24 protein-coding genes are annotated in these 23,070 nt (G+C 64.1%); 11 read left to right on the plus strand and 13 right to left on the minus strand.

Annotation, left to right across the window (positions count from 1 at the left end):
* Window positions 1–29 precede the first annotated feature (29 nt).
* The 4 genes from parC to EWH12_RS07005 are packed head-to-tail and all read right to left on the minus strand — an operon-like array spanning window position 30 to window position 3,869.
* Window positions 30–2,318: a DNA topoisomerase IV subunit A gene (parC, locus tag EWH12_RS06990; protein WP_129926125.1), complete on the minus strand. Its 2,289-nt coding sequence runs from the start codon at window positions 2,316–2,318 to the stop codon at window positions 30–32.
* 45 nt (window positions 2,319–2,363) lie between these two features.
* Complete coding sequence (locus tag EWH12_RS06995; protein WP_129926126.1) at window positions 2,364–2,660, minus strand: CcdB family protein; 297 nt, start codon at window positions 2,658–2,660, stop codon at window positions 2,364–2,366.
* A complete protein-coding gene (locus tag EWH12_RS07000) occupies window positions 2,660–2,902 on the minus strand; it encodes a type II toxin-antitoxin system CcdA family antitoxin (protein ID WP_066605220.1) in 243 nt (80 codons plus the stop codon). The genes EWH12_RS06995 and EWH12_RS07000 overlap by 1 nt, the downstream gene beginning before the upstream one ends.
* A 46-nt stretch (window positions 2,903–2,948) precedes the next feature.
* Entirely contained in the window at window positions 2,949–3,869 is a 921-nt protein-coding gene (locus EWH12_RS07005; protein WP_207212371.1) for a LysR substrate-binding domain-containing protein, read from the minus strand.
* A gap of 131 nt (window positions 3,870–4,000) precedes the next feature.
* Here EWH12_RS07005 and EWH12_RS22190 point away from each other — a divergent pair, with 131 nt between their 5' ends.
* The 7 genes from EWH12_RS22190 to purC all read left to right on the plus strand — a co-directional run bounded on the left by EWH12_RS22190 (window position 4,001) and on the right by purC (window position 10,725).
* Window positions 4,001–4,162, plus strand: a complete 162-nt coding sequence (locus EWH12_RS22190) for a hypothetical protein (RefSeq protein WP_165363577.1) — start codon at window positions 4,001–4,003, stop codon at window positions 4,160–4,162.
* A 75-nt stretch (window positions 4,163–4,237) separates the two neighbouring features.
* On the plus strand, window positions 4,238–4,996 hold the full coding sequence (gene otsB / locus EWH12_RS07010; protein WP_066601720.1) for a trehalose-phosphatase: 759 nt from the start codon (window positions 4,238–4,240) through the stop codon (window positions 4,994–4,996).
* 133 nt (window positions 4,997–5,129) lie between these two features.
* Complete coding sequence (locus EWH12_RS07015) at window positions 5,130–6,899, plus strand: glycoside hydrolase family 15 protein (protein ID WP_277986014.1); 1,770 nt, start codon at window positions 5,130–5,132, stop codon at window positions 6,897–6,899.
* Entirely contained in the window at window positions 6,896–8,302 is a 1,407-nt protein-coding gene (gene otsA / locus EWH12_RS07020; RefSeq protein WP_129926127.1) for an alpha,alpha-trehalose-phosphate synthase (UDP-forming), read from the plus strand. The genes EWH12_RS07015 and otsA overlap by 4 nt, the downstream gene beginning before the upstream one ends.
* Before the next feature lie 11 nt (window positions 8,303–8,313).
* On the plus strand, window positions 8,314–8,445 hold the full coding sequence (locus tag EWH12_RS22885) for a hypothetical protein (protein ID WP_277986013.1): 132 nt from the start codon (window positions 8,314–8,316) through the stop codon (window positions 8,443–8,445).
* 74 nt (window positions 8,446–8,519) lie between these two features.
* Entirely contained in the window at window positions 8,520–9,794 is a 1,275-nt protein-coding gene (locus EWH12_RS07025; protein WP_129926128.1) for an aminotransferase class V-fold PLP-dependent enzyme, read from the plus strand.
* Between the two features lie 142 nt (window positions 9,795–9,936).
* On the plus strand, window positions 9,937–10,725 hold the full coding sequence (gene purC / locus EWH12_RS07030) for a phosphoribosylaminoimidazolesuccinocarboxamide synthase (protein WP_066601715.1): 789 nt from the start codon (window positions 9,937–9,939) through the stop codon (window positions 10,723–10,725).
* Between the two features lie 60 nt (window positions 10,726–10,785).
* Here purC and EWH12_RS07035 read toward each other — a convergent pair whose 3' ends face one another.
* Together EWH12_RS07035 and EWH12_RS22195 are read right to left on the minus strand one after the other, a co-directional pair.
* Window positions 10,786–11,538 carry a sulfite exporter TauE/SafE family protein gene (locus tag EWH12_RS07035; protein ID WP_129926129.1) on the minus strand — a complete coding sequence of 251 codons (753 nt, stop codon included), beginning with the start codon at window positions 11,536–11,538 and terminating at the stop codon, window positions 10,786–10,788.
* Window positions 11,539–11,589: 51 nt separating this feature from the next.
* On the minus strand, window positions 11,590–11,739 hold the full coding sequence (locus EWH12_RS22195) for a hypothetical protein (RefSeq protein ID WP_165363578.1): 150 nt from the start codon (window positions 11,737–11,739) through the stop codon (window positions 11,590–11,592).
* 161 nt (window positions 11,740–11,900) lie between these two features.
* Here EWH12_RS22195 and purS point away from each other — a divergent pair, with 161 nt between their 5' ends.
* Both purS and purQ read left to right on the plus strand, forming a co-directional pair.
* The gene (gene purS, locus EWH12_RS07040; protein WP_066601702.1) at window positions 11,901–12,140 is read left to right on the plus strand and encodes a phosphoribosylformylglycinamidine synthase subunit PurS; all 240 of its coding nucleotides are present in this window, start codon (window positions 11,901–11,903) and stop codon (window positions 12,138–12,140) included.
* Window positions 12,137–12,811, plus strand: a complete 675-nt coding sequence (gene purQ / locus EWH12_RS07045; RefSeq protein WP_129926130.1) for a phosphoribosylformylglycinamidine synthase subunit PurQ — start codon at window positions 12,137–12,139, stop codon at window positions 12,809–12,811. Before purS ends, purQ begins: the two co-directional genes overlap by 4 nt.
* 88 nt (window positions 12,812–12,899) lie before the next feature.
* Here the strand turns inward: purQ and EWH12_RS07050 are convergent, their stop codons facing one another.
* From EWH12_RS07050 to wecB, 5 genes are all read right to left on the minus strand, one after another.
* A complete protein-coding gene (locus tag EWH12_RS07050) occupies window positions 12,900–15,017 on the minus strand; it encodes a GumC family protein (RefSeq protein WP_422917718.1) in 2,118 nt (705 codons plus the stop codon).
* A complete protein-coding gene (locus tag EWH12_RS07055) occupies window positions 15,017–15,724 on the minus strand; it encodes a polysaccharide biosynthesis/export family protein (protein WP_129926131.1) in 708 nt (235 codons plus the stop codon). The genes EWH12_RS07050 and EWH12_RS07055 overlap by 1 nt, the downstream gene beginning before the upstream one ends.
* Window positions 15,725–15,826: 102 nt before the next feature.
* Complete coding sequence (gene wecC / locus EWH12_RS07060) at window positions 15,827–17,122, minus strand: UDP-N-acetyl-D-mannosamine dehydrogenase (protein WP_129926132.1); 1,296 nt, start codon at window positions 17,120–17,122, stop codon at window positions 15,827–15,829.
* A 94-nt stretch (window positions 17,123–17,216) separates the two neighbouring features.
* Window positions 17,217–17,453: a hypothetical protein gene (locus EWH12_RS07065; RefSeq protein WP_129926133.1), complete on the minus strand. Its 237-nt coding sequence runs from the start codon at window positions 17,451–17,453 to the stop codon at window positions 17,217–17,219.
* A 173-nt stretch (window positions 17,454–17,626) separates the two neighbouring features.
* On the minus strand, window positions 17,627–18,754 hold the full coding sequence (gene wecB, locus EWH12_RS07070; protein WP_129926134.1) for a non-hydrolyzing UDP-N-acetylglucosamine 2-epimerase: 1,128 nt from the start codon (window positions 18,752–18,754) through the stop codon (window positions 17,627–17,629).
* A 164-nt stretch (window positions 18,755–18,918) separates the two neighbouring features.
* Here wecB and EWH12_RS07075 point away from each other — a divergent pair, with 164 nt between their 5' ends.
* Window positions 18,919–20,223, plus strand: coding sequence for a UDP-glucose dehydrogenase family protein (locus EWH12_RS07075; protein WP_129926135.1), 1,305 nt, complete (start codon window positions 18,919–18,921; stop codon window positions 20,221–20,223).
* A gap of 148 nt (window positions 20,224–20,371) precedes the next feature.
* On the opposite strand, the gene EWH12_RS07080 is transcribed toward EWH12_RS07075, so the two are convergent.
* Window positions 20,372–21,232: an ABC transporter permease gene (locus EWH12_RS07080; RefSeq protein WP_066601686.1), complete on the minus strand. Its 861-nt coding sequence runs from the start codon at window positions 21,230–21,232 to the stop codon at window positions 20,372–20,374.
* Between the two features lie 117 nt (window positions 21,233–21,349).
* Between EWH12_RS07080 and EWH12_RS07085 the strand changes: the two genes are divergently transcribed.
* A complete protein-coding gene (locus EWH12_RS07085) occupies window positions 21,350–22,045 on the plus strand; it encodes a GcrA family cell cycle regulator (protein ID WP_066601682.1) in 696 nt (231 codons plus the stop codon).
* A 70-nt stretch (window positions 22,046–22,115) separates the two neighbouring features.
* On the opposite strand, the gene EWH12_RS07090 is transcribed toward EWH12_RS07085, so the two are convergent.
* Window positions 22,116–22,955 (minus strand): outer membrane protein, encoded by an 840-nt coding sequence (locus EWH12_RS07090; RefSeq protein WP_066601679.1) that lies wholly within the window; start codon window positions 22,953–22,955, stop codon window positions 22,116–22,118.
* Between the last annotated feature and the right edge of the window lie 115 nt (window positions 22,956–23,070).

The following is a 23,070-nucleotide window of genomic DNA, read 5'->3' on the forward strand; positions in this document are numbered from 1 at the left end:
AAGTTGGACTAACGGCGAAATCGCTGAAATCAGAAGCGATTATCGCGCGGGAAACCCGTCGGCGGCATTCGCCCGGCCGCGCCACGCGCAACCTTCCATGGCATCATGTCGCTTTCCGTCCGGGTGCGGCCCGATTCGCCGCCCATGGTCCAGCTAAGCCCGTCGGAAAGGCGGAAGGCGATCGCGTCGGACAGGCCGCCGTCGCGGTAGCGCTGCATCTGCACACCCTGGCCGCGCGTCATTTTCGGCATTTCACTAAGCGCGAACACCAGCAATTTGCGGTTTTCCCCGATAACGGCGACGCTGTCCGCTTCCGCCGGGATCGGACGGATTATGCTCAGCTTCGCGCCGGCGCGGACGTTGACCACCTGCTTGCCTTTGCGGGTTTCCGCCACCAATTCGGCCGTTGCCGCGACGAAGCCGCGTCCGTCTGATGAGGCCATAAGCAGATCCGTGCCGGCACGCGCCGGCATGAAGGCGACGATCGCTCCTTCGTTGTCCATATCGACCAACGAACGCACCGGATCGCCAAAACCGCGGCCACCCGGCAGCTTGTCCGACGCCAGCGTGTAGATGCGGCCGGTTGAGGTCGCCAGCAGCAGCTTGTCGGTGGTGTAGGCATGGAAGGCATATTGCGGACCGTCGCCTTCCTTGAATTTCAGCGTGTCGGCGGCGGCGAGATCGCGATGGCCGCTCATCGCCCTGATCCAGCCGCGTTCGGACAAGATCACCGTGATCGGCTCCTTTTCTATCATCGCCTCCAGCGGGATTTCCCGCGCCGGGGCGGCTTCCTCGACCAGGGTGCGGCGGCGGCCAAGGTCGGTTTCGGGGCCGTAGCGCTTGCGCAGCGTGGCGAGGTCGCGCTTCAGGCGGGTGCGCTGGCGGGCCGGGCTTTCGACCAGCTTTTCCAGTTCCTCCTTCTCCTTGACCAGTTCGGCATGTTCGCGCCGCAGCTCCATCTCCTCCAGCTTGCGCAAAGAGCGCAGCCGCATGTTCAGGATGGCCTCGACCTGACGATCGTTGAGCGCGAATTCGTCCATCATCACCGCCTTGGGCTCATCCTCCGTGCGGATGATCTCGATCACCCGGTCGAGGTTGAGATAGGCGATGATATAGCCGTCGAGCAGTTCCAGCCGGCCGGCGATCTTTTCCAGCCGATGCCGGGCGCGGCGGACCAGAACGTCGATCTGGTGCTTGAGCCATTCGATCAGCAGCGGGCGCAGGCCCAGCACGCGCGGCGTCCGGGTGGCGTCGAGGACGTTGAGGTTCAGCGGGAAACGATTTTCCAGATCGGTCAGCCGGAACAGACTGTCCATCAACATCTGCGGATCGACGGTGCGCGCGCGCGGTTCGATGACGATGCGGATTTCCGCGTCGCTCTCGTCCCGAACATCCGCCAGGATCGGCAGCTTGCGATCGTTGATGATCCCCGCAATCTGTTCGATCAGCTTGGATTTCTGCACCTGATAGGGAATTTCGGTGACGACCGCGATCCACGTGCCGCGTCCCCCCTCTTCCTTGTGCCAGCGCGCCCGCGTGCGGAAAGCGCCGCGCCCGGTGACATAGGCTTCGGAGATGATCGACGGGCTGTCCACCAGGACACCGCCGGTCGGAAAATCCGGCCCCTTCACCACCGCCATCAAGGCGGCATGATCGGTGTCGGGATCGTCGATCAGCAGGCCGGCCGCGTCGATCAGTTCGGTGACATTATGCGGCGGGATGCTGGTCGCCATGCCGACCGCGATGCCGGTCGCGCCATTGGCGAGCAGATTGGGGAACAGGCCGGGAAAGACCTCCGGCTCCTCATCCTCGCCATTATAGGTGGGTCGATAATCGACCGTGCCTTCGTCCAGGCCCGCCATCAGATCGGCGGCGGCCTGTGTCAGGCGCGCTTCGGTGTAACGCATGGCCGCGGCGTTATCGCCGTCGATGTTGCCGAAATTGCCCTGCCCGTCGACCAGCGGCGTGCGCAGCGAGAATTCCTGCGCCAGCCGCACCATGGCGTCATAGACCGACTGGTCGCCATGGGGGTGATATTTACCGATGACGTCGCCCACGACGCGGGCGCATTTCTTGTAACTTGTGGTGTTCCGCGCCGGGTTGGCGACCAGCACGTCCGGGGACGCGCCGCCCGGCTCCATCTTGAGCAGGCGCATCGCCCAGAGCAGGCGGCGATGCACGGGTTTCAGGCCATCGCGCAGGTCGGGCAACGACCGGGCGGTGATGGTCGACAACGCATAGACGAGATAGCGCTGCGAAAGCGCATCGTCGAACGGGTGATCCTTGATGGCGTCGAACGGGTCGCGAAAATCAGTCATCGCAGGTCGGATAGCAGGACGGGCACGAAACGGAAACGGATTTGGTCAGAAGCCGGCGATCAGCATATCGAGGGCCTTGGATATCTCATAATCCTGATCCCGCAGCGACAGCACGACCTTCCCAAGCGACCGCGCAGGCACCGCGCCGGAAAATTGCGTCATCATAACCAGTCGATGCCCATCGACATTAAATTGCGGATTGAGGCGCGCCATGGGCGTTCCGACATCGTCGAGCGGGACCAACGGCACTACGAAACGGGTGGTCAGATGGTCCAGCAAGTCGGTTTGGCAGTCCAGGACGTAGGCACCATCGGGCAGGCGATGGACGCAAAAGCGCGCCATTAGAATTGCCGGTATTTTTCGAGCGGCAACCCATGTTTTTCGACATAGGCATTGGAGGCGGCGATGCCAGCAGCATTGTCTTTCTTCCAGCGCCGTCCGCGTTCCAATCCAATCTCCCTGCGCAAGGCATCTTCGCATGCACGGGACAGATTGATACCCAGTTCCTTGGCATCCGCCACAAGATCAACATCCAGTGAAAGGTTGGTCGCCTTGCGCGTGGCGATCCGTTCATGCTTGGTCATGATCGACTCCTGCATCTCATGTGCGCATGAATATACGCATGGGCTATCAATGCGGCAAGTATCGCCCTTCGGGATCGGCGGCGATCTCGGCCGCAAATTCCGCCACGATCCAGTCGCGGAAGGCCTTCACCTTGGGCGTGTTGCGGGCGTGAGGCGGATAGACCACCCAATAGCTGGCGATTTCCCGGACATAGGAGGGCACGGCTTCGACCAGCAGGCCGGACTCGATCTCCATCTTCCACAGGAAATGGTTGAGGATGGCGACGCCTTGCCCGCCGATCGCGGCGCGCCCCTCCATCACCTGGCTATCTAGGGCGATGCCGGGCGGGCCGGCGGCGGGATCGGCCTCCACCGCCATCGCGGCGAACCATTCATGCCACCACATGTCATCAGGCGACAGGCGCGGCAGGGCATGGAGCGCCTGCGCATCGGCGATGGGACCGTGCCGGTCCAGCCAGGCCGGACTGCACATCGGCACAAGCCGGTTGTGGGTCAGCAACGTCGCCTCCAGCCCCGGCCATTGCCCCTTCCCGCCACGGATCGCCAAGTCCACGCCGTCACGAGCCAGATCGACGACGCTGTCCTCCGCCTGAATGCGCACGGCGAGGTGCGGATGGCGCATCTGAAAGGCGCCGATCTTGGGCGCCAACCACAAATGCGCAAAGCTGTTGGTGCAACTGATCGTCAGCACGGCAGAATGATCCTGTGTCAGGGCAACAAAGCCCTGGCGCATCTGGTCGAAGGCGCGGGTCAGGATGGGCGCGATGTCCCGCCCCTTGTCGGTCAGTACGACCTTGCGCCCGATACGCTGGAACAGGCTGAGCCCCAGCCGCTCCTCCAACAACTTCACCTGATAGCTGACCGCGGCTTGCGTCATGCCGAGTTCGTAGGCAGCGGCGGTGAAATTTTCCAAGCGGGCCGCAGCCTCGAACACGCGGATGGCGGATAAGGGCGGCAGGATCGACATAGGTTTATCAATAAGCTGAGCTTATCTAATGCGTCCAGCCTTTTGTTGGCGATACTGGCGTCAATCAGGCAGAGGCGAAGGCGCGGATGGTTTTTTCGATCCACCTCCCGCTTTCAGGAAAGGACGGCATCATGCGTGACGAATATGACGACCGGCTGCGGCTTGACGGCCGCGCGCAGATCAACAACGGCATCGACCGGCTATTGGCCAGGATCATGCAGGCGTTCCGGGTTCTCCATACAATTCATTGGTCCTCCCCCTGGGCCGTCCATGAGCGCCGATGCCGTAACTGAGCCGCAGTCGGGAAAATCGACCGGCGGTGACAAATCGGGGGTTGCGGTTTCGGGCAGGGACGCCACTTTGCGCCCGTGTCCGAATCCGCATTTGCCCCCCCGTCCGCCCTTCCTGCTCCACCCACCACGTTGCTGGACGGCGCGGCGCTGTTCCTCGATTTCGACGGAACGCTGGCGCCGCTGGCCGAAACGCCCGACGCGGTGGATGTCGGCGACGACCTGCTCTTGCTGCTGGCCCGGTTGCGCGATCAGTTGGGGGGGCGGCTGGCGATCATCAGCGGCCGATCGATCGCGACCCTGCGCGAACTGGGCTTCGGCGATTTCCTGCTGTCGGGCACCCATGGGCTGGAGTTCGCCCGGCCCGGCGCGGCGGTGGACGCCCCGCCCCGCCTGCCCGCGATCGATGCGGTGGAGGCCGCCTTCAACACCTTTGTCGAGGACAAGCCGGGCCTTCTGGTCGAACGCAAATCCATCAGCGTGGGCCTGCATTTCCGTGGCGCGCCACAATGGGGCGAGGAGGCGGGTCGGTTGGCGAATATCCTGGCGGATGAGCATGGGCTGGCGCTGCAACGGGGCAAAATGTTGTATGAATTACGCCCCGGCGGCGCGGACAAGGGCAGCGCGCTGATTGCGCTGATGCAAACCGCGCCGATGGCGGGCGGCGTGCCGGTCTTCATCGGCGACGACGTCACCGACGAGGAAGGCTTCGCCGCCGCCGCCGAATTGGGCGGCGCCGGCATATTGGTCGGGGCGCCGCGCGCGACATTGGCTGTATTCTCTCTGGAACAGGTTGCCGCCGTCAGGCATTATCTGGCCGAGGGGGTCGCCGGATAGATTTTCGGCGTCCCTTGTCGTGAGCAACGAAAGGGGCAGACCGATCCAAGCACCACAGCAAGCCATCTTGGGCCAATCGGTTCCGGGCGAATCCATACTGGCCGGAAGCGAGCGCTCGCTCGATCTTTGGCCGATCGGCAATTGCCAGGCCTCCGCGCTGATCGACCGCATGGGACGTATGGTGTGGGCCTGCGTCCCGCGTGTGGACGGCGATCCGGTCTTTTCCGCCTTGCTGGACAATAAACCATGGGACGATGCGCAGGCCGGCGGCTTCTGGGCGATCGAACTGGAAAATTGCGTCGCGGTCGAGCAGCATTATATCCGCAACACCCCGATATTGGTGACCCGCCAGAGCGATGCGCAGGGCAATGCGATCGAGATCATCGATTTCTGTCCACGGCACAAGCATAAGGGCCGCATGTACCGCCCGGTAGGGTTCATCCGCATCGTCCGGCCGGTAGCTGGTTCCCCCCGCATTCGCGTAAAATTGCGTCCGACAACGGGTTGGGGCGCCGACAAGGTGCCGGTCAGCTATGGTTCCAACCATATCCGGATGATCCTGTCCTATATGGCGATGCGCATATCGACCAATGCGCCGATCGGCCTGATCGCGCAGGAAAGCTGGTTCCGGCTGGAGCAGGATGCGCATTTCTTCATGGGACCGGACGAGGGCTTTTCCGATGCGCTGCGTCCGGCGATCGAGCGAATGCTGGACGACACCATCAACGAATGGCAGCTGTGGGTCCGCGGCCTCGCTATCCCGGCCGAATGGCAGGAAGCCGTGATCCGCTCCGCCATCACGCTCAAGCTATGCCAGCATGAGGAAACCGGCGCGATCGTCGCCGCGCTGACCACCTCCATCCCCGAACATGCGAACAGCGGGCGTAATTGGGACTATCGTTACTGCTGGGTCCGCGACGCTTATTATACGGTGGAGGCGCTCAACCGACTGGGCGCGCTCGACGTGATGGAATCCTATCTCGTCTATCTGCGCAACATCGTCGATGGCGCGCGTGGCGGGCATATCCAGCCGCTTTACGACGTCCGCGGCAATGCGACGCTGACCGAATGGGAGGCCGAGCAACTGCCCGGCTATCGCGGCATGGGGCCAGTGCGCGTGGGCAATGCCGCCTATGAACAGATTCAACATGACGCCTATGGCCAGATCGTGCTGTCGTCGGTGCAGGGTTTCATCGACCAGCGGTTGCTGCGCATGGCCGGCCATGCCGATTTCGAGGCGCTGGAGGCGGTGGGCGAACGGGCGTGGGCAGTGTACGACCAGCCCGACGCCGGCCTGTGGGAATTGCGCACCCGCGCCCATGTCCACAGCTATAGCGCGGTAATGTGCTGGGCGGCGTGCGATCGGCTGGCCCATGCCGCCACCGCGCTCGACCTGCCGGTGCGGGCCATCCACTGGCAGAACCGTGCGGACACGATGAAGGCGCGCATCCTGGAGGCTGCCTGGCGCACCGACAGCAAGGCGATCTCCGCCAATTTCGAGGATGATTCGCGCGATGCGTCGCTGCTGCAACTGCTCGACCTGCGGTTCCTGACGGCCGACGATCCGATGTTCATCGGTACGCTGGCGGCGCTTGAAACCGACCTGCGGCGCGGCAACGACATGCTGCGATACAGCGCGCCCGACGATTTCGGCGAGCCGGTCACGGCATTCAACGTCTGCACATTCTGGCTGATCGAGGCGCTGCACCGCACCGGCCGGACCGAAGAGGCCCGCGCCTTGTTCGAAGAGATGTTGTCTCGCCGCACGGCCGCTGGCCTGCTGTCCGAAGATATAGACCCTGCAACCGGGGAATTGTGGGGCAATTATCCCCAGACTTACTCATTGGTCGGCATCATCAATTGCGCCGTCTTGCTGAGCAAACCATGGAGCGCGATGCGATGAGCCGCCTTATCGTTATATCGAACAGGGTCAGTCGCCCCAGCAAGTCGGGCAACCAGGGGGGCCTTGCCGTCGCCCTGTCGCAAGCCTTGCGGGAGAGCAGGGGCATCTGGGTCGGCTGGTCGGGCGAGGTCACCGACAATTTCACCGGCCATATCGGCTTTGCCGAAGATGAGGGGGTCAAGACCGCGACGATCGACCTGGAAGAACAGGACATCGACGAATATTATAATGGATATGCCAACAAGACGCTGTGGCCGCTATTCCATTTCCGCATCGACCTGGCCGAATATGCCCGCGATTTCGAGGGTGGCTATAATCGCGTCAACAAGCGCTTCGCGGAAACCGCCAGCCCGCTGATCGAACCCGAAGACGTGATCTGGGTCCATGACTATCATATGATCCCGCTGGGCCAGATGCTGCGCGACAAGGGGCTGAAGAACCGCATGGGCTTCTTCCTCCACATTCCCTGGCCCCCGACCCGGCTGCTGGTGTCGCTGCCCCATCACAGCAAGCTGGTCAGCACGCTGTTCGCCTATGACGTCATCGGTTTCCATACCGAGGAATGGCTCGAATCCTTCCGTCATTATGTCGAGCGGGAAATGGGCGGCAGCGTCGATGGCGATTTCGTCACCGTAGGCGATCGTACCATCCAGGCGGTGGCCTGCCCGATTGGCATTAATGCAAAGGAGTTTGCCGAGGCCGCCGAGAGCGAAGCGGCGCAGGACATGCTGAGCCTGGTTCGCGCGTCGTTGCAGGACCGCTCGATGATCGTCGGGGTCGATCGGCTGGATTACAGCAAGGGGCTGGAGGAGCGGTTCAACGGCTATGCCCGCTTTCTGAAGGATCATCCCGAACATCATCGCAAGCTGCTGCTGACCCAGATCGCGCCACCGTCGCGCGGCGAGGTGGAAAGCTACCAGCAGATCCGTGCGACGCTCGATTCCCTCGCAGGACGGATCAACGGCGAATATAGCGACGTCGACTGGACCCCGATCCGCTACGTCAACCAGGGCTATCCGCGCGACAAGCTGGCCGGCATCTATCGCGCCGCAAAGATCGGGCTGGTAACACCGCTGCGCGACGGCATGAACCTGGTCGCGAAGGAATATGTCGCGGCCCAGGACCCCGAAGATCCCGGTGTGCTGATCCTGTCCCGCTTTGCCGGGGCGGCGATGCAGCTCAAGGACGCGCTGCTCATCAACCCCTATAGCCCGGAGGAGATGTCCGACGCGATCCTGCGCGCGCTGGCCATGCCGCTTGACGAGCGCAAGCGGCGCTGGCGGGCGATGATGGATAGTGTCGAGGGACAGGACATCAGCTGGTGGCGGCAATGTTTCACCGGCCGGCTGATGGCGGTGGATCGCGAAACGGGACGGGTTGAGCCGGAGCCGGCGGCGGGGTAACGCAGTCGCCGATGATGGAGGATGACGATGAAGCCCGCGGCCTGATCGCCGCCATGCGCGCCCGATCGGGCGTCATTATCGCCGCCGTGGGCATGGTGGCGTGGGCCGCCTTGCTATGGGCCATGTTCGGGGATGTGCTGTAGGCGGATTTCCGCTTGAGCATCGTTGAACATCGGGCAGACTTGTCAGCGGGCCATGCCGGCCCGGAAAGGCGCCCATGTTCGATCGTCGCAGTTTCCTCGGTTCCGCTACCGCCGCCTCCATCGCCGCACCGGCCGCAGCGCAGGCGCTTAAAGCCGTGCCCCTGCCCGCTGCCGACCTCCATGGCCGGGATGAGGACGCTTATTGGAAGGCGCTCCGCGCACAATTCCTGATCCCTGCCGATGTCGTGAACCTGAATGTCGGGACGGTCGGCTCCTCGCCCCGCCCCGTCCTCAAGGCGATTTTCGACGGGTTCGAAACGACCGAGCAGATGACGCAGGCCGGATCGGAGGATTATCCGATCTGGGGCTATGGATCGTGGCAGACCTATCGCAAACCGTTCGCCGACTTCATGGGCGCGCATGTCGACCAAATGTCGATCCTGCGCAACTGCACCGAAGCGAACAGCTATGTCGCCAACGGCTTCGACATGAAGGCCGGCGACGAAGTGCTGATGAGCGACGAGGAACATGGGTCAGGCGAAATGCCCTGGATGCTGCGCCACCGCCGCTATGGCGTGGTGGTGAAAAAGTTCGCCATGCCCAAACCGCCCAAGGACGCGGCGGCGATATTGAACCGGATCAACGATGCGATCACCCCGCGCACGAAAATCATCTTCGTCAGCCATATCAGCACGGCGACGGGCGTCGTATTGCCGGCCAAGGAAATCGCCGCTCTGGCCCGGTCGAAGGGGATCGTGTCCGCCTTTGATGGCGCCCATGCGCCGGGTATGATCAAGGTCGATCTCAACGATATAGGCTGCGATCTTTACACGGGATCGATGCACAAATGGCTGTTCGCGACGAAGGGCACGGGTTTCCTCTACTTGCGCGACGAAAGCGTGATGGACCGGGTGTGGAATACGGTCGCCACGGGCGGCTATGACGATCCTACGCGCAAGGCGGACCGCTATATGCAGATCGGGTCGTCCTGCATCCCCACCTTGATGGGACTGAACGCCGCGATTGAATTGGCCACGAGCATCGGGATGGAGCGGATTGAGGCGCGCAATCGCCTGTTGGCCGACTATATCCATGGCGAGATGGTGAAGCGCGGGGCGGAAAGCTGGACCTCCCCCGATCCGGCGCTGCGCGGGGCGATCGCCACCGTCAACACACCGCCGGTGCAGCGGATGGAATTGCAGGAGTGGCTGTGGACCAACCACAAGATCCGCGTCCGCGGCGGCAACCCCAGCAAACTCAGGCTCGCGACGCCCTATTTCTTGAGCAAGGCGGACATCGACCGCTTCCTGGGACTGTTCGAAGAATTTCGGAAGATGAAGGGGGCGTGATGCGCGCCGATGGAGAACGCATGGAATTGCACGCCTTGCGACTTTGCTCTATGGGCGGCCCAAGCAGCCCCGGCACCCGCTGATCCTCAACGATTCGCGATTGCCGGGGCGCAGTGTTTTATAAGACAAGTCAGGAACGCGCATGGCCCGTCGCCGCCAGATTTACGAAGGCAAGGCAAAGATCCTTTACGAAGGTCCTGAGCCAGGTACGATCATCCAATATTTCAAGGATGACGCTACGGCCTTCAATGCCCAGAAAAAGGGCACGATTTCGGGCAAGGGCGTGCTGAACAACCGGATTTCCGAGCATATCTTCACCCTGCTCGGCCAGATCGGCGTGCCGACCCACTTCATCCGCCGCCTCAACATGCGCGAACAGCTGGTCCGCCAGGTCGAGATCATCCCGATCGAGGTCGTGGTGCGCAACGTCGCCGCCGGATCGCTCAGCAAGAAGCTGGGCATCGAGGAAGGCACGCAGTTGCCCCGCACGCTGATCGAATATTGCTACAAGGACGATGCGCTGGGCGACCCGCTGATCTCCGAAGAGCATATCGCCTGCTTCGGCTGGGCGACGCAGGACGAGATGCACGACATCGCCGACATGGCGATCCGCATCAACGATTTCATGTGCGGCCTGTTCGCCGGCATCGGTATCCGCCTGGTCGATTTCAAGCTGGAATTTGGTCGGCTCTATGACGGCGAATATAGCCGCGTCATCCTGGCCGACGAGATCAGCCCGGACGGCTGCCGCCTGTGGGACATGGCGACCAACGAGAAGCTGGACAAGGATCGCTTCCGCCGCGATCTGGGCGGCGAAGTCGAAGCCTATCAGGAGGTTGCGCGCCGTCTTGGCCTGCTGCCCGAAGGACTGGACACCACTGTGCTCGACCTCGACACCCATCGCAAGAAGCGCGAGAAGGAAGAAGGCTGATCCTTCGATCAGAACGGACAAACCCGGCGAAGGCATCAGGCTTTCGTCGGGTTTTTCATGTCAGGCGATCAGCGCGTCGGCCATCAGCTTGATGCCCAGCAGCACCATCAGCGCGTAGATGAGCGTGTAGAAGCGCGCCGGATCGACCCGTCGCACCAGCGCCACACCGGCGAAGGTCGACAGGATCGCCACTGGCGCCAGCATCGCCGTCGCCATCAGATTGGCGTGGGTGAACTGCCCCAGCGCGGCATAGGCGGGCAGCTTCATCCAGTTCATCGCGGCGAAGGCGAGCGCGGTCGTCCCCACCAGCATGTCACGCGGCAGTTTTTTGGGCAGCACCCACATCTGGAAAGGGGGCGACCCGGCATGGGCGATATGGCTGGTGAAGCCACTGCCGATGCCGAACAGGAAGCCGACCCAGCCGGGCGAATCCGACGGCAGCACCACAGCCTTGCCGCGCTCGATCCACAGGCGTTGCAAGCCGAACAGCACGGAGATGGCGCCGAGCACGCCCAGCACTGCGGTTTCCGACACCTGCGCCGCGAACAGATAGCCAAGGCCGATGCCGACCGCGGCGCCCGGCAGCATGACCTTGAGGATGCCGCCGTCCCAGCTATGCCGATAGACCCATACGCTGACGACGTCCTGCAGGATCAGGATCGGCAACAGGATGGCCGCTCCGCGCACCGGATCGACGGCGAGCGCCATCACCGGCATGGCCAGCGCGCCGATCCCGGCGAAACCGCCCTTGGCTAGGCCCGCAAGGACGACGGCGATGATGGCGCATATATAATAGAGGGTGTCAGGGTTCATGCCCGCCGCTTAGGCGATGCGCGCGGAGATGAGAATGGGGATTTTCTGCGATCAACTATTGGCGCGATAGCCGATCAGCAAACCGAAACAAAAGGTCGCGAGCAGCGCGAGTTGGACCTTGCCGTGCGGATCATCATATCCCACGATCTGCTGCCCCCATGCGAACAGCCCGACAAACATCGCCAGCGCCAGCCCGGACATCGTTCCGCACGTCCCCCAAAATCACGCAGTCACGGTAGCGCAATGGTCGCTAACAAAGTCATAATGGCTTGCCTACGCGCCGCGCCGCGCTTAGGGGGTGCGGCGAAGGTCGGCCGTGCGGAATCGCGCGGCGCCAGTCGATTCCAAGGAGTCCGCGTCCCATGAAAGCCCGCATCTTCGTCACTCTCAAGGGCGGTGTCCTCGATCCCCAGGGCAGGGCCATCCACCATGCGCTCGACGGGTTGGGCTTTGGCGGCGTCAATGACGTGCGCGCCGGCAAGCTGATCGAACTGGACCTGGCCGACGACACCAGCGACGAGGATATCGACGCCATGTGCCGCAAGCTGCTGGCCAACACAGTGATCGAAAACTACCGCGTCGAAAAGTCGTCTAAGGCATGAAGAGCGCCGTCATCGTCTTTCCGGGCAGCAATTGCGACCGCGACCTGGCGGTGGCGTTCGAGGCTGCGACCGGACAGAAGCCCGCCATGGTGTGGCACCGCGACACGGACCTGCCCGACGACATCGACCTGATCGGCGTGCCGGGCGGTTTTTCCTACGGCGATTATCTGCGGTCCGGCGCGATGGCGGCCCGTTCGCCGGTGATGCAGGCGGTGGCGAGGGCAGCGACACGCGGCGCTTTCGTGCTGGGCATCTGCAACGGCTTCCAGGTGCTGACCGAAAGCGGTCTGCTGCCCGGCGCGCTGCTGCGCAACGCCGGCGGCCATTTCGTATGCCGCGATGTCGCGCTGACTGTCGAGAATGCTGAAAGCGCCTTCACCAGCCGCTATGCGGCGGGTGAAGCGATCCGCTATCCAGTGGCGCATCATGACGGCAATTATTTCGCCGACGATGCGACGCTCGACCGGTTGGAAGGCGATGGCCGCGTGGCGCTGCGCTACGGAGAAAGCGTCAACGGGTCGGCTCGCAACATCGCGGGCATCCTGAACGACACGGGCAATGTGCTGGGCATGATGCCCCATCCAGAGCGCGTGATCGAGCCGGCGCATGGCGCGACCGACGGTAGGCGCCTGTTCCAGGGGCTGGTCGAGGGGTTGATGGCGCGGGCATAAGCCTGACGCTTCATTGCTGGACATGAAAACAGCGCCTTCTCGATCGGGAAGGCGCTGTTTTCATTCTCACACCGAACGAATGTAGGATTCACCCGCCGCGGTGATAATCATAATCCATCGCCCGGCCTTGCTGCTTGGTCAGGATGGCGCCGACGATCGCGCCGCCGCTGCGCCGCAAGCGTTCGACCGCCGCGCGCAGGCCGCCATGATGGTTGCGGCCCCATTCGACCACCAGCAGGCTGGCCTGCGCCTTGGCCGCCAACAGCGGCGCATCGCCAATTCCCAGGATCGGCGGGGCATCGATCAGCACCGTGTCGTAGCGGTCGCGCACCGCCGTGAGCAGGCCGTCCAGCGCCGGGGTCGACAGCAGTTCCGACGGATTGGGCGGCAGCGTGCCGCAAGGCAGCAGCGCCACGCCCGCGATACCGGTGTCCACGATCACATCCTGCGCCATAGCCTGACCGGTCAGCACTTCGCTGATGCCGCGCGCGGGGGACAGGCGGAACAGGCGATGCTGCACCGGACGGCGCATGTCGCCATCAATCACCAGCACCGACTTGCCCAGGCCCGCCAGCGCCAGCGCCAACGCATGGAGGGTCAGCGACTTGCCCTCCCCTTCTTGCGCGCTGGTGACCAAGATCGATCGCGGCAGCCCGTCTGCCGACGCCAACAGCAGCGACGCGGCGATCGGGGTGAATATCTCCGCCGGCTGGGGATTATCGCCGGTAACCGGCACCGCGCCGAGCAAGGACAGCCCGACCCGTTCCGCCAACGTGTCGGCGGAGGTCACGGCGTCATCGAACATATGCCGCGCCGCCACCAGCAGCAGGCCCAACGCCAGCCCGCCGAGCGAGGCCAGCAGAAGGGTCACGCCTATCCGCGGTGAAAAGGGCCGCGTCGGCACCGCCGCACGATCGAGGGGCTGGATGCGACCGGCCTGAAACCCCGCCTGCGACGCCATGTCGCGATAGCGCTGGAGCAGGCTGTCATGCAGCATCCGATAGGTATCGACCGAGCGTTCCATGATGCCCATCTGGACATCGCGGCCCTGCTCCACCTGCGCCTGCTGTTCGAGCTGCGCGATTTCCTTGGCGATCTGATCCTCGCCGCGCACCGCCACCTCATATTGTTCGCGCAGCGACGCCCGGATGGTGTTGGCCATGGAATCGGCCTGCTCATCCAGCGCCGCCAGCTTCGCCCGCGCTTCGCGCATTTCGGGATGGGCATCCTTACGAAACTGCCGTTCCTCGGCAACGGTCGCGCGGGCTTGCGCGCGATCGGCCATAATCTGCTGCATGGCCCCGTTGCCCAGCACTTCGGGCAGCGTGTCGGCGCTGGCGCGCCGCGCGCTTTCCCACCGTTTCTGCGCCGCGATACGATCGGCCGCAGCCTGCGCGCGGAAGGCGTTGAGCTGCGCCAGCCGCGTCGCCACCGACCCGTCGGGGGCGGCAGGCTTGACGGGTTTGCTCTCTTCGCCTGATTGGGCCGGCGTGCCGGTGCGCGTGGCATAGACAGCCATGTCGCGCTCGGCCCGCGCCAGATCGTTGCGCGCGCCGTCCAGTTCGCCCAGCAGGAAGCGGCGCGCCTGCACCCCGGATTCGAAGCCGCGCTTCAGGTCGGCGCGGATCAGGCTGTCCGCATAGCTGTTAGCCACGCGCGCCGAAAGCACCGGATCGGCGCTGACGAAGCTGATCCGCAGAACCCGCGACTTGCCGGGCAGTTCGACCTCCAGATTATCGCGCAGCAGCCGCACGACCATGTCCTGCTCCACCTGACGCTGCGACAAGGTGCCGACGCCCTCTGGCGGGCGGACCTCGTCCATGCCCTTGAAGAAGGTCGGCGTACCGACCAGCGACAGATCGCGCGCGACCTCCTCCGCCAGCGCCCGGCTGCGCAACACCTCCAATTCGGTCTGCATCAGCGTTTCGGTGTCGTTCGCCGATCCGGCGCGCTGGGCCGCGGCGGAACCGGCCGCGCCGGCAGGCACATCCTCCACCTCGACCGAGGCGGTGGCGCGATAATCAGGCGTAGAGGTGAGGATGAAGAGCGCGCCGGCCAACAGGCAGAGCGCCATGGTGACGAACAGGATGACGCGGTGGCGGCGCAGCACCAGCCAGCAGCGCTGCGCGGCGGCGGACAAGCGGGCGCTGAATCCTTCGCCGCCGTTATCCGCATCGTCACGCATCGGGAAAGCAGGAATACCCATCAGTGATTTCCGTCCAGCGCGATAAAGCCGGTGGCGAGCGCAGGCATGGCCAGCAGCGCGCCGCCCATGATCGCCTTGGCGCGCGACAGGCCGACGATGACCATGTCGCCCGGCAGAATTTCAGGATCGGGCGCACGCCCCTTGCGAATGGCGGCCAGATCGAACAACGCGGCCCGCCGCTGGCCGTCCAACCGACGTATGACGACCACCTGATTGAGGCCGGCGAGCCGGGTCGGCCCCCTCGCCAGGGCGACGGCCTGTAACAGCGTCAGTCGCCCTTCGACCGGATAGAGGCCAGGTTCGCGCACTTCGCCATCCAATGTGACGCGGCGGCCCACGGCCTTTTTCACAAACAGGGTGACTTGCGGCGACACCAGATAGCGTTCCCCCAGGCGCCCGGCAATGACATCGCCCGCTTCGCCGGCGGTCAGACCCGCGACCGACACATCGCCGATCAGTGGCATACGGATCATGCCGGCCGCCGTGACCTGCGCGTCTTCCAGCGACAGGCCGGGTTCATGATACACTTGGATGCGCAGCACATCGTCTGGCGCGATACGATAATCCATTCCAATCGCTGGTGGCGGAGGGATCGCCACATAGGCGGCCTCGCCCCGTGGCGCATCCTCCACGGTCGCGCACGCCCCCAGCAGCCCGCAGGCCGCCAGCATCGCAATCGATCGGTTGATGCTGTTTCCGCGCTTCATCCGCGCTCCCGCCCCGTCCTAACCCAGATGAGGCCGGGGGTTAACGGCGCGGCACGATGATGGCAACCATGGACGGGACAGGCCGAAGGCGCCCGATGGCTGTCAGATGGCGAGGCGGTCGGGCGCCGGCTGCGCCAGGCGGCGCGGCTGATCGGGCCAGATGCCCCGCGTGTCATAGACAGCCTTGCCGGCGCGTTCATCGACGGGGACAGATTTGAACATGTCATGATCGACTAGAATGACGAAAACGCCACATTGTTCCAGTGCCGTATCGAGATCGATCAGGTCGGCCCCCGTTCCGGCGAATTCCATCGGCAATGCCTGAGCATAGGGTTCGACCAGCTTGATGCGGCGACCATAGCGCCGCGCCAGCCGCGCGGCGACCTTCACCGCCGGGCTTTCGCGGAAATCATCGATATTCGCCTTGAAGGCAAGGCCGAGGCAGGCGACGTCTTCGTCGGCGAAGGCGTCGATCATGTCCGACGCCTTGGCTATGACATAGTCGGTCTTGCCGTCATTCACTTCGCGTGCGGTGCGGATGATGCGGGCATTTTCCGGGTCGCCATGGACGATGAACCAGGGATCGACGGCGATGCAATGCCCGCCGACGCCTGGGCCTGGCGAGAGGATATTGACGCGCGGATGGCGGTTGGCGAGGCGGATCACCTCCCACACGTCGATGTCCACATTCTCCGCGATCACCGACAATTCGTTGGCGAAGGCGATGTTGACGTCGCGGAAGCTGTTTTCGACCAGCTTGACCATTTCGGCCGCGCGGGCGGTTGTGGTGATGCAGGCGCCACGCACGAACTGGCGATAGAAGCCCAGCGCCTTGCGCGCGCAACGCGGCGTGATGCCGCCGATGCAGCGGTCGTTGTCGATCAGTTCGACCAGGATGCGGCCTGGCAGCACGCGTTCCGGGCAATAGGCGATGGCGATGTCGCCCTGCGCGCCCTGCCCCGGCATTTTAAGGTCGGGACGAATGGCGCCGATCACGTCGCGCATCGCTTCGGTCGTGCCGACGGGCGAGGTGGATTCGAGGATCACCGTATCGCCGGCCTTGAGCACCGGGGCGATCGTGCGCGCGGCTTTGAGGACATAGGAGATGTCTGGCGCGCGATCTTCCGACACGGGGGTCGGCACGGCGATGATAAAGACGTCGCTTTCCTCGACCTCCAAGCTGGCGCGCAGGTTGCCGCGAGCGACCACGCCTTGGACCAAGCCATCCAGATCGACTTCCTCGATATGGACGCGGCCGCCATTGACCGTTTCGACCACATGGGCGCTGACGTCGACCCCCACCACCTGCGCGCCGCCACGCGCGATCAGCGCGGCGGTCGGCAGGCCGATATAGCCAAGGCCAATGACGGAAACCTTCTGCTTTGCGTCGACAGGCATGAGGCGAACAATCCTTCAAACGGTGAATTCGCCCGCTTTTGTGCCCGGAAATGCTGAAGATTTCGGTAACGCTCCGGCCGCCGCCGTCTAACCTCTAGCGATAGCGCGGCAAAGGCTGGCGCGCCATGTGCATGGGCGAGCGGACGACCGGCGTGGTGATGATCTTGGTCTTCATCAAAGTACGGATGCGATCGGCGCCATCGGGATTGAGCAGCACGACGCGGGTGCCGCCCGACGTCAGCGGTTCGATGGTCGAAATGGCGATGGCGTGGCGGGCGCAGAGCGCGGTCACGTCGTCCAGCGGCGCGTTCAAATTAATGGCGCGGCTCATGCGGACGGCCTCGTCAGGCTCAGAATTGAGTGGGCGTGTATCGACAGGGTCATGAGACAGGCTCCTTGCATGGCAAGCGGGAGCGCGATTTGTCTCTCGGTCGTAGCGAATGCTTGCGGGCAGGTTTCGCGGCGATGCCGTCCGGTAGCAGATAGCCGCCACGACGTCGCCTTTTATTCCGCCATGGCGGCGCCCGCGCTGATCACCGCAGCGATTCGCGCCGCCGCCTGGCCGTCACCAAACGGATTATGCGCCCGCGCCATCGCCTGATAGGCGTCGTCATCATCCAGCAGCGCCAGCACCTCGCGCACGATGCGGTCGCGGTCGGCGCCCACCAGCCGGGCCGTCCCCGCCTCAATACCTTCGGGCCGCTCGGTCGTTTCGCGCATCACCAGCACCGGCTTGCCGAGCGAGGGCGCTTCTTCCTGCACGCCCCCGCTGTCGGTCAGCACCAGATGGCACATGTCGAGCAGGCGGACGAAATGGGGATAGTCGAGCGGTTCGATCATCGCGACATTGGGCAGGTCGCCCAATACGGCGTCCATCACCGGGCGGACATTGGGATTGGGGTGAACGGGGAAGATCACCGCGACGTCGGCGCGCGCGGCGATATCGGCGATTGACTGCGCGATCGCTTCCATCCCGCCGCCGAAATTCTCGCGCCTATGGCTGGTGACGGCGACGATTCGCTTGCCCGCGAAGCGCGCGGCCAGACCGTCCAGGCCGCTGGCCAGTCCCGGCTGCGCCAACAGCCGATCGCGGGTGGCGAGCAGCGCGTCGATCACGGTGTTGCCGGTGATATGAATGCTGGCGGCGTCCCGGCTTTCGTGCAGCAGCGCGTCGGCCGCGGCCTGGGTGGGCGCGAAGTTCATGTCGGCGATGCAGGCGACGACGCGGCGATTCACTTCCTCCGGCCAAGGATGATGAATATCGCCGCTGCGCAGGCCGGCCTCGACATGGGCGACCGGGATCTTGCGGTAATAGGCGGCCAAACTGGCGACCATCGTGGTCAGCGTATCGCCATGGACGACGATGCGGTCAGGCTGTTCCAGGTCGAACGCCTGGCCCAGTTCGACGATCAGCCTGGCGGTCAGCCCGTCCAGCGTCTGGTTGGGGACCATGACGTCCAGGTCGATGTCGGGCACGATCCCGGCAATGTCCAGCACCTGGTCCAGCAGGCCGCGATGCTGCGCGGTCACGATGACCCGCGTCTCCACCCCGGATTGCGCGCGCAGCGCATGGATCACCGGGAACATCTTGATCGCTTCGGGGCGCGTCCCGAACACCAGCGCTACTTTCACATCCATTCCTTCGCCTGCTGCTGCGCCCAGCCTGTCGCAGAAATTGGTAACCAGCCCCTGAACGATCTTGCTAAATTCATCGCTGCAACGCAGCGAATTGTAATGTGCGCGCACTATGATACAGCCTGCGCATAGTCACCACGTCTTACGGAGCTGAATAGTCCATGAAAATCACGATGATCGGCACGGGTTATGTTGGACTTGTGTCAGGGGCCTGTTTTGCGGATTTTGGTCATGACGTGGTATGCGTGGACAAGGACGCTGGCAAGATCGCGGCGATCGAGTCCGGGCGGATGCCGATTTTCGAGCCGGGGCTGGACAAGCTGGTGGGCGACAATGCGGCGTCGGGCCGGCTGACCTTCACCACCGACCTGGCCGCTGGCGTCAAGGGCGCCGACGCGATCTTCATCGCGGTCGGCACGCCTTCGCGCCGGGGCGACGGCCATGCGGACCTGAGCTATGTCTATGCTGCGGCGCGGGAAATCGTTGCGGCGCTGGATGCGCCTGCGGTGATCGTGACCAAATCGACCGTGCCGGTGGGCACCGGCGACGAAGTCGAGCGGATCGCGCGCGAATTGAAGCCCGACCTTGACATCCAGGTCGTGTCCAACCCCGAATTCCTGCGCGAAGGCGCGGCCATCGGCGATTTCAAGCGGCCCGATCGCGTCGTCGTGGGCACCACCGGTTCGGAACGCGCGATCGCGGTGATGAGCCAGGTCTATCGTCCGCTCAACCTCAACCAGGCGCCCTTGATGTTCACCGGCCGCCGCACCGCCGAACTCATCAAATATGCCGCCAACGCCTTTCTGGCGACCAAGATCACCTTCATCAACGAAATGGCGGACCTGTGCGAGGCGGTCGGCGCGGAAGTGCAGGACGTGTCGCGCGGCATCGGCCTCGACAACCGGATCGGCAGCAAATTCCTGCACGCAGGGCCAGGCTATGGCGGCTCCTGCTTCCCCAAGGACACGCTGGCGCTGGTCAAGACCGGCCAGGACCATGACGCCCCGATCCGCATCGTCGAAACGGTGGTGCAGGTCAACGACCTGCGCAAGCGGGCGATGGGCCGCAAGATCGTCAAGGCGATGGGCGGCGACGCCCGTGGCAAGACGGTCGCGCTGCTGGGCCTGACCTTCAAGCCCAACACCGACGACATGCGCGACGCCCCCAGCCTCGCCATCGTTCAGGCATTGGAAGACGCGGGCGCAAAGATCGTCGCCTATGATCCCGAAGGCATGGAGGTCGCCGCGCCGATGATGCCCAAGGTGGTCATGGCCAACGACGCCTATGAGGCCGCCGACGCCGCCGACGCGGTCGTGCTGGTCACCGAATGGGACATCTTCCGCGCCCTGGATTTGAAGCGCCTGGCCGCCGCCATGACCGGCACCGCGCTCATCGACCTGCGCAACATCTATCCCGCAGACGAGATCGAAGCTGCAGGCCTCGCACTCTCCCGCGTCGGTGGATAAGCAGAAGGCGGGGCGTCCTCACAACGCCCCGCCTTCTCTGCATCGCCAGCCCCGCCCGCATCATTGGCTGATCGCGGCGGCGACGTTGTTCCTGATGGGGATCGCCGTCCCGCTCTTTGCCGCCTTCATTTGAGGCGGCGGCAGCGGATCAAGCCTTGATCTTCCAGCCGCGCTTGAGCAGCGTGTAGCACAATCCACCCAGTATCAGGTTCAGGCCCAGCAGCACGCTGCTGCCCACCACGACATTGGTGTCGGCTGCCGCGACGAAGCCGTAGCGGAAGCCGGAAATGATGTAGAAGAACGGGTTGGCGTGGCTGATCGCCTGGAAAACCGGGGGCAGGCGATCAATTGAGTAGAATGTGCCCGACAGCAGCGCCAGCGGTCCGATCACGAAATTGGTGATCGCCGCGCCATGATCGAATTTTTCCGCCCAGATCGATGTCAACACGCCCAGAAAGGCGATGAAGCTGGTGCCGAGCAGGCCAAACCAGGCGACCGCCCACATATGCGCGGGCGTCACATGGACGCCGGGCCACAAGGCCATGGCCAGCCACAGGGCGAAGCCGACGAACATCGCGCGCGTCACCGACGATGCGACCAGCGCGAACAGCAATTCGCCCACCCCGATCGGCGGCATCAGATAATCCACCAACGTGCCCTGCACCTTGCCCACCATCAGCGCGAAGCTGGCATTGGCGAAGCAGGCGTTAATCATGCCCATGATGATCAGGCCCGGCGCGATGAAGTCGGCGAAGGGCACCGCTTCGCCGCGCAGCAACACGGTCCGCCCGCTGCCGCCCAGCGCAACGATGAATATCACCAGGAACATCAGCGTCGTGATCGCCGGCGCCCAGACGGTCTGGAGTTGCACCTTCAGGAAGCGGCGCACTTCCTTGGCGTAGAGCGCCCAGGTGCCGGCCCAGTTGATGTTGCGAATCTGCGGCACGCCCGGTTCGGGGAATGGCGGCTGTACCGCGGGAGCGGCGTGAATTTTGGGCTGGTCGTTCATGGTTGGATCGACTATCGGCTGGTCCGTTATGCCGCAAGGGGGAAGGTCCAAGGATTTGAACCTGCGGCGTGGCTTCCCATATAGGGAGCCATAGAAGATTTTTGAGGAGTTTTTTCATTGTCCTGGACCGACGAGCGTATCGACCAGCTCAAGGGGATGTGGGAGCGCGGACTGACCGCCAGCCAGATCGCCGATGAACTCGGCGGGGTCAGCCGCAATGCGGTGATCGGCAAGGCGCATCGCCTGGGCCTGCAATCCCGTCCTTCGCCGGTGAAGGCGAATGAGACGCCCAAGAAGGCTGCCGCCCCTGCGCCGCGGAAACCCGCGACCGCCCCGGATGTGGAAGCGTCGCGCGCCGCCGCGCCGGTCGTGTCGGCTCCGGCGCCCATCCGTGCGCCCGTCGCTGCGCCGGCGGCCCCTGCGACGCCGACTCCCGCCGCCGCAGCCGCCACCGATGCCCCGCCCCCGCCGCCGCAACCCCGCATCATTTCGGTCGGTCCCGGCGGCTTCCTGCGCCAGGGTCCGGGCGACCAGCAGGCGCCGATCCCGCCCGCCCCGCCGCGCCGCCTGGTGCCGGCAAAGCCGAGCGCCGAGATTGCGGACAAGACGACGCTGCTCGACCTGACCGAGCGGATCTGTAAATGGCCGATGGGGCATCCGGGCGAACCGGACTTTCATTTCTGCGGCGAGCAGGTCAATCCCGGCTTCCCTTATTGCGTCGAACATTGTGGCCGCGCCTATCAGGCGCAGTTGCCCCGCGGCACACGCCGTCCGCCCCCGCCGCTCCCCTTTGGCGGCCCGCGGGTCCGCTGAAGCGTCACGCCAGACGCGAAAAAGGCCCGGCTTCCATTTGGAAGCCGGGCCTTTTTCGTGTTCGTTGCAATCAGAAGCGGAAGCTGGTCGTCACCATCACGCTCTGCGTGTCGAACTTGTCGCCGCGATTCATGCTGGCGCCGCCCGACGGGGTGATGCGGAAGGGATTGGTCGCCGGGGCCGTGCCCGCGCCGACATCGACGCGATAGTCGCCGACATTATAGCGGGTCCACAGATAGCGTGCGCCAATCGAGAAATTATCCGACACCTTGGCTTCGATACCGCCGCCCATCGTGTAGCCCCATGCATCTTCCTTGCGGTCGACTTCGGTGAAGCTGTTGGCGCCATTGCTGGTGCTGAAGCTGTTCTTCACCTTCGCATAGGCAAGGCCGCCGGTGATGTAAGGCATGATGCCGCCGGGGGTCGTATAACCCAGGCGGGCGCGCAGGTTGGCGTTATAGTTGATCCGCCGGGTCATGGTGTAGAAAGCCGGCGTCGTGGAATATTCGGTCACGCTGTCGCTGACATAGGCTTTGCCCGCTTCGGCGACCACGCCCGCGACGATGCTGCCAAACTGCCGGTCATAGCCGACATGACCCATCCAGCCGATCGCATCCTTGTCGTCGTCGCAGCCAGCACCTGGCGTGGGGCCGCGCGCCGCGCCGCCGCAGGTGCCCGGCGAAAAGGCGTTGGCGCCCGACGTGGTGCGGATCACGTCATTATAGTCGCCATCGGCGTCCGTATCGAAACGCAGATGTTCGCCCTGGTCGCTTTTCTGCCAATTATAGCCGAAGGAGCCGCCGACATAAGGGCCGCTCCAATCGACCGGCGCGCTGTCCTGCGCAACGGCCGGCATCGCCATGACAAGCGCCAGGGTGGCGCCGAGCGGCGCGATATGCTTGATCTTCATGAATATAGTCTCCTCGCGGGACGGGCCGTTTTCGACCCATCTTCCTGCCGCTAACGAACCCACCGTCCATTTTGTTTCACTGCCTTTTGTGACATATCGTTGCTGCCCGGACATG

Origin of the sequence: Sphingobium cupriresistens, from assembly GCF_004152865.1 — a bacterium.
In the GTDB taxonomy this organism is placed as follows: Bacteria; Pseudomonadota; Alphaproteobacteria; order Sphingomonadales; family Sphingomonadaceae; genus Sphingobium; species Sphingobium cupriresistens.

Coding starts and splice junctions, on each gene's coding strand:
- parC (WP_129926125.1), bottom strand. CDS start 2,318: ATGACTGATTTTCGCGACCCGTTCGACGCCATCAAGGATCACCCGTTC.
- EWH12_RS06995 (WP_129926126.1), bottom strand. CDS start 2,660: ATGGCGCGCTTTTGCGTCCATCGCCTGCCCGATGGTGCCTACGTCCTG.
- EWH12_RS07000 (WP_066605220.1), bottom strand. CDS start 2,902: ATGACCAAGCATGAACGGATCGCCACGCGCAAGGCGACCAACCTTTCA.
- EWH12_RS07005 (WP_207212371.1), bottom strand. CDS start 3,869: ATGTCGATCCTGCCGCCCTTATCCGCCATCCGCGTGTTCGAGGCTGCG.
- EWH12_RS22190 (WP_165363577.1), top strand. CDS start 4,001: ATGCGTGACGAATATGACGACCGGCTGCGGCTTGACGGCCGCGCGCAG.
- otsA (WP_129926127.1), top strand. CDS start 6,896: ATGAGCCGCCTTATCGTTATATCGAACAGGGTCAGTCGCCCCAGCAAG.
- EWH12_RS22885 (WP_277986013.1), top strand. CDS start 8,314: ATGATGGAGGATGACGATGAAGCCCGCGGCCTGATCGCCGCCATGCGC.
- EWH12_RS07025 (WP_129926128.1), top strand. CDS start 8,520: ATGTTCGATCGTCGCAGTTTCCTCGGTTCCGCTACCGCCGCCTCCATC.
- purC (WP_066601715.1), top strand. CDS start 9,937: ATGGCCCGTCGCCGCCAGATTTACGAAGGCAAGGCAAAGATCCTTTAC.
- EWH12_RS07035 (WP_129926129.1), bottom strand. CDS start 11,538: ATGAACCCTGACACCCTCTATTATATATGCGCCATCATCGCCGTCGTC.
- EWH12_RS22195 (WP_165363578.1), bottom strand. CDS start 11,739: ATGTCCGGGCTGGCGCTGGCGATGTTTGTCGGGCTGTTCGCATGGGGG.
- purS (WP_066601702.1), top strand. CDS start 11,901: ATGAAAGCCCGCATCTTCGTCACTCTCAAGGGCGGTGTCCTCGATCCC.
- purQ (WP_129926130.1), top strand. CDS start 12,137: ATGAAGAGCGCCGTCATCGTCTTTCCGGGCAGCAATTGCGACCGCGAC.
- EWH12_RS07050 (WP_422917718.1), bottom strand. CDS start 15,017: ATGGGTATTCCTGCTTTCCCGATGCGTGACGATGCGGATAACGGCGGC.
- EWH12_RS07055 (WP_129926131.1), bottom strand. CDS start 15,724: ATGAAGCGCGGAAACAGCATCAACCGATCGATTGCGATGCTGGCGGCC.
- wecC (WP_129926132.1), bottom strand. CDS start 17,122: ATGCCTGTCGACGCAAAGCAGAAGGTTTCCGTCATTGGCCTTGGCTAT.
- EWH12_RS07065 (WP_129926133.1), bottom strand. CDS start 17,453: ATGAGCCGCGCCATTAATTTGAACGCGCCGCTGGACGACGTGACCGCG.
- EWH12_RS07075 (WP_129926135.1), top strand. CDS start 18,919: ATGAAAATCACGATGATCGGCACGGGTTATGTTGGACTTGTGTCAGGG.
- EWH12_RS07080 (WP_066601686.1), bottom strand. CDS start 21,232: ATGAACGACCAGCCCAAAATTCACGCCGCTCCCGCGGTACAGCCGCCA.
- EWH12_RS07090 (WP_066601679.1), bottom strand. CDS start 22,955: ATGAAGATCAAGCATATCGCGCCGCTCGGCGCCACCCTGGCGCTTGTC.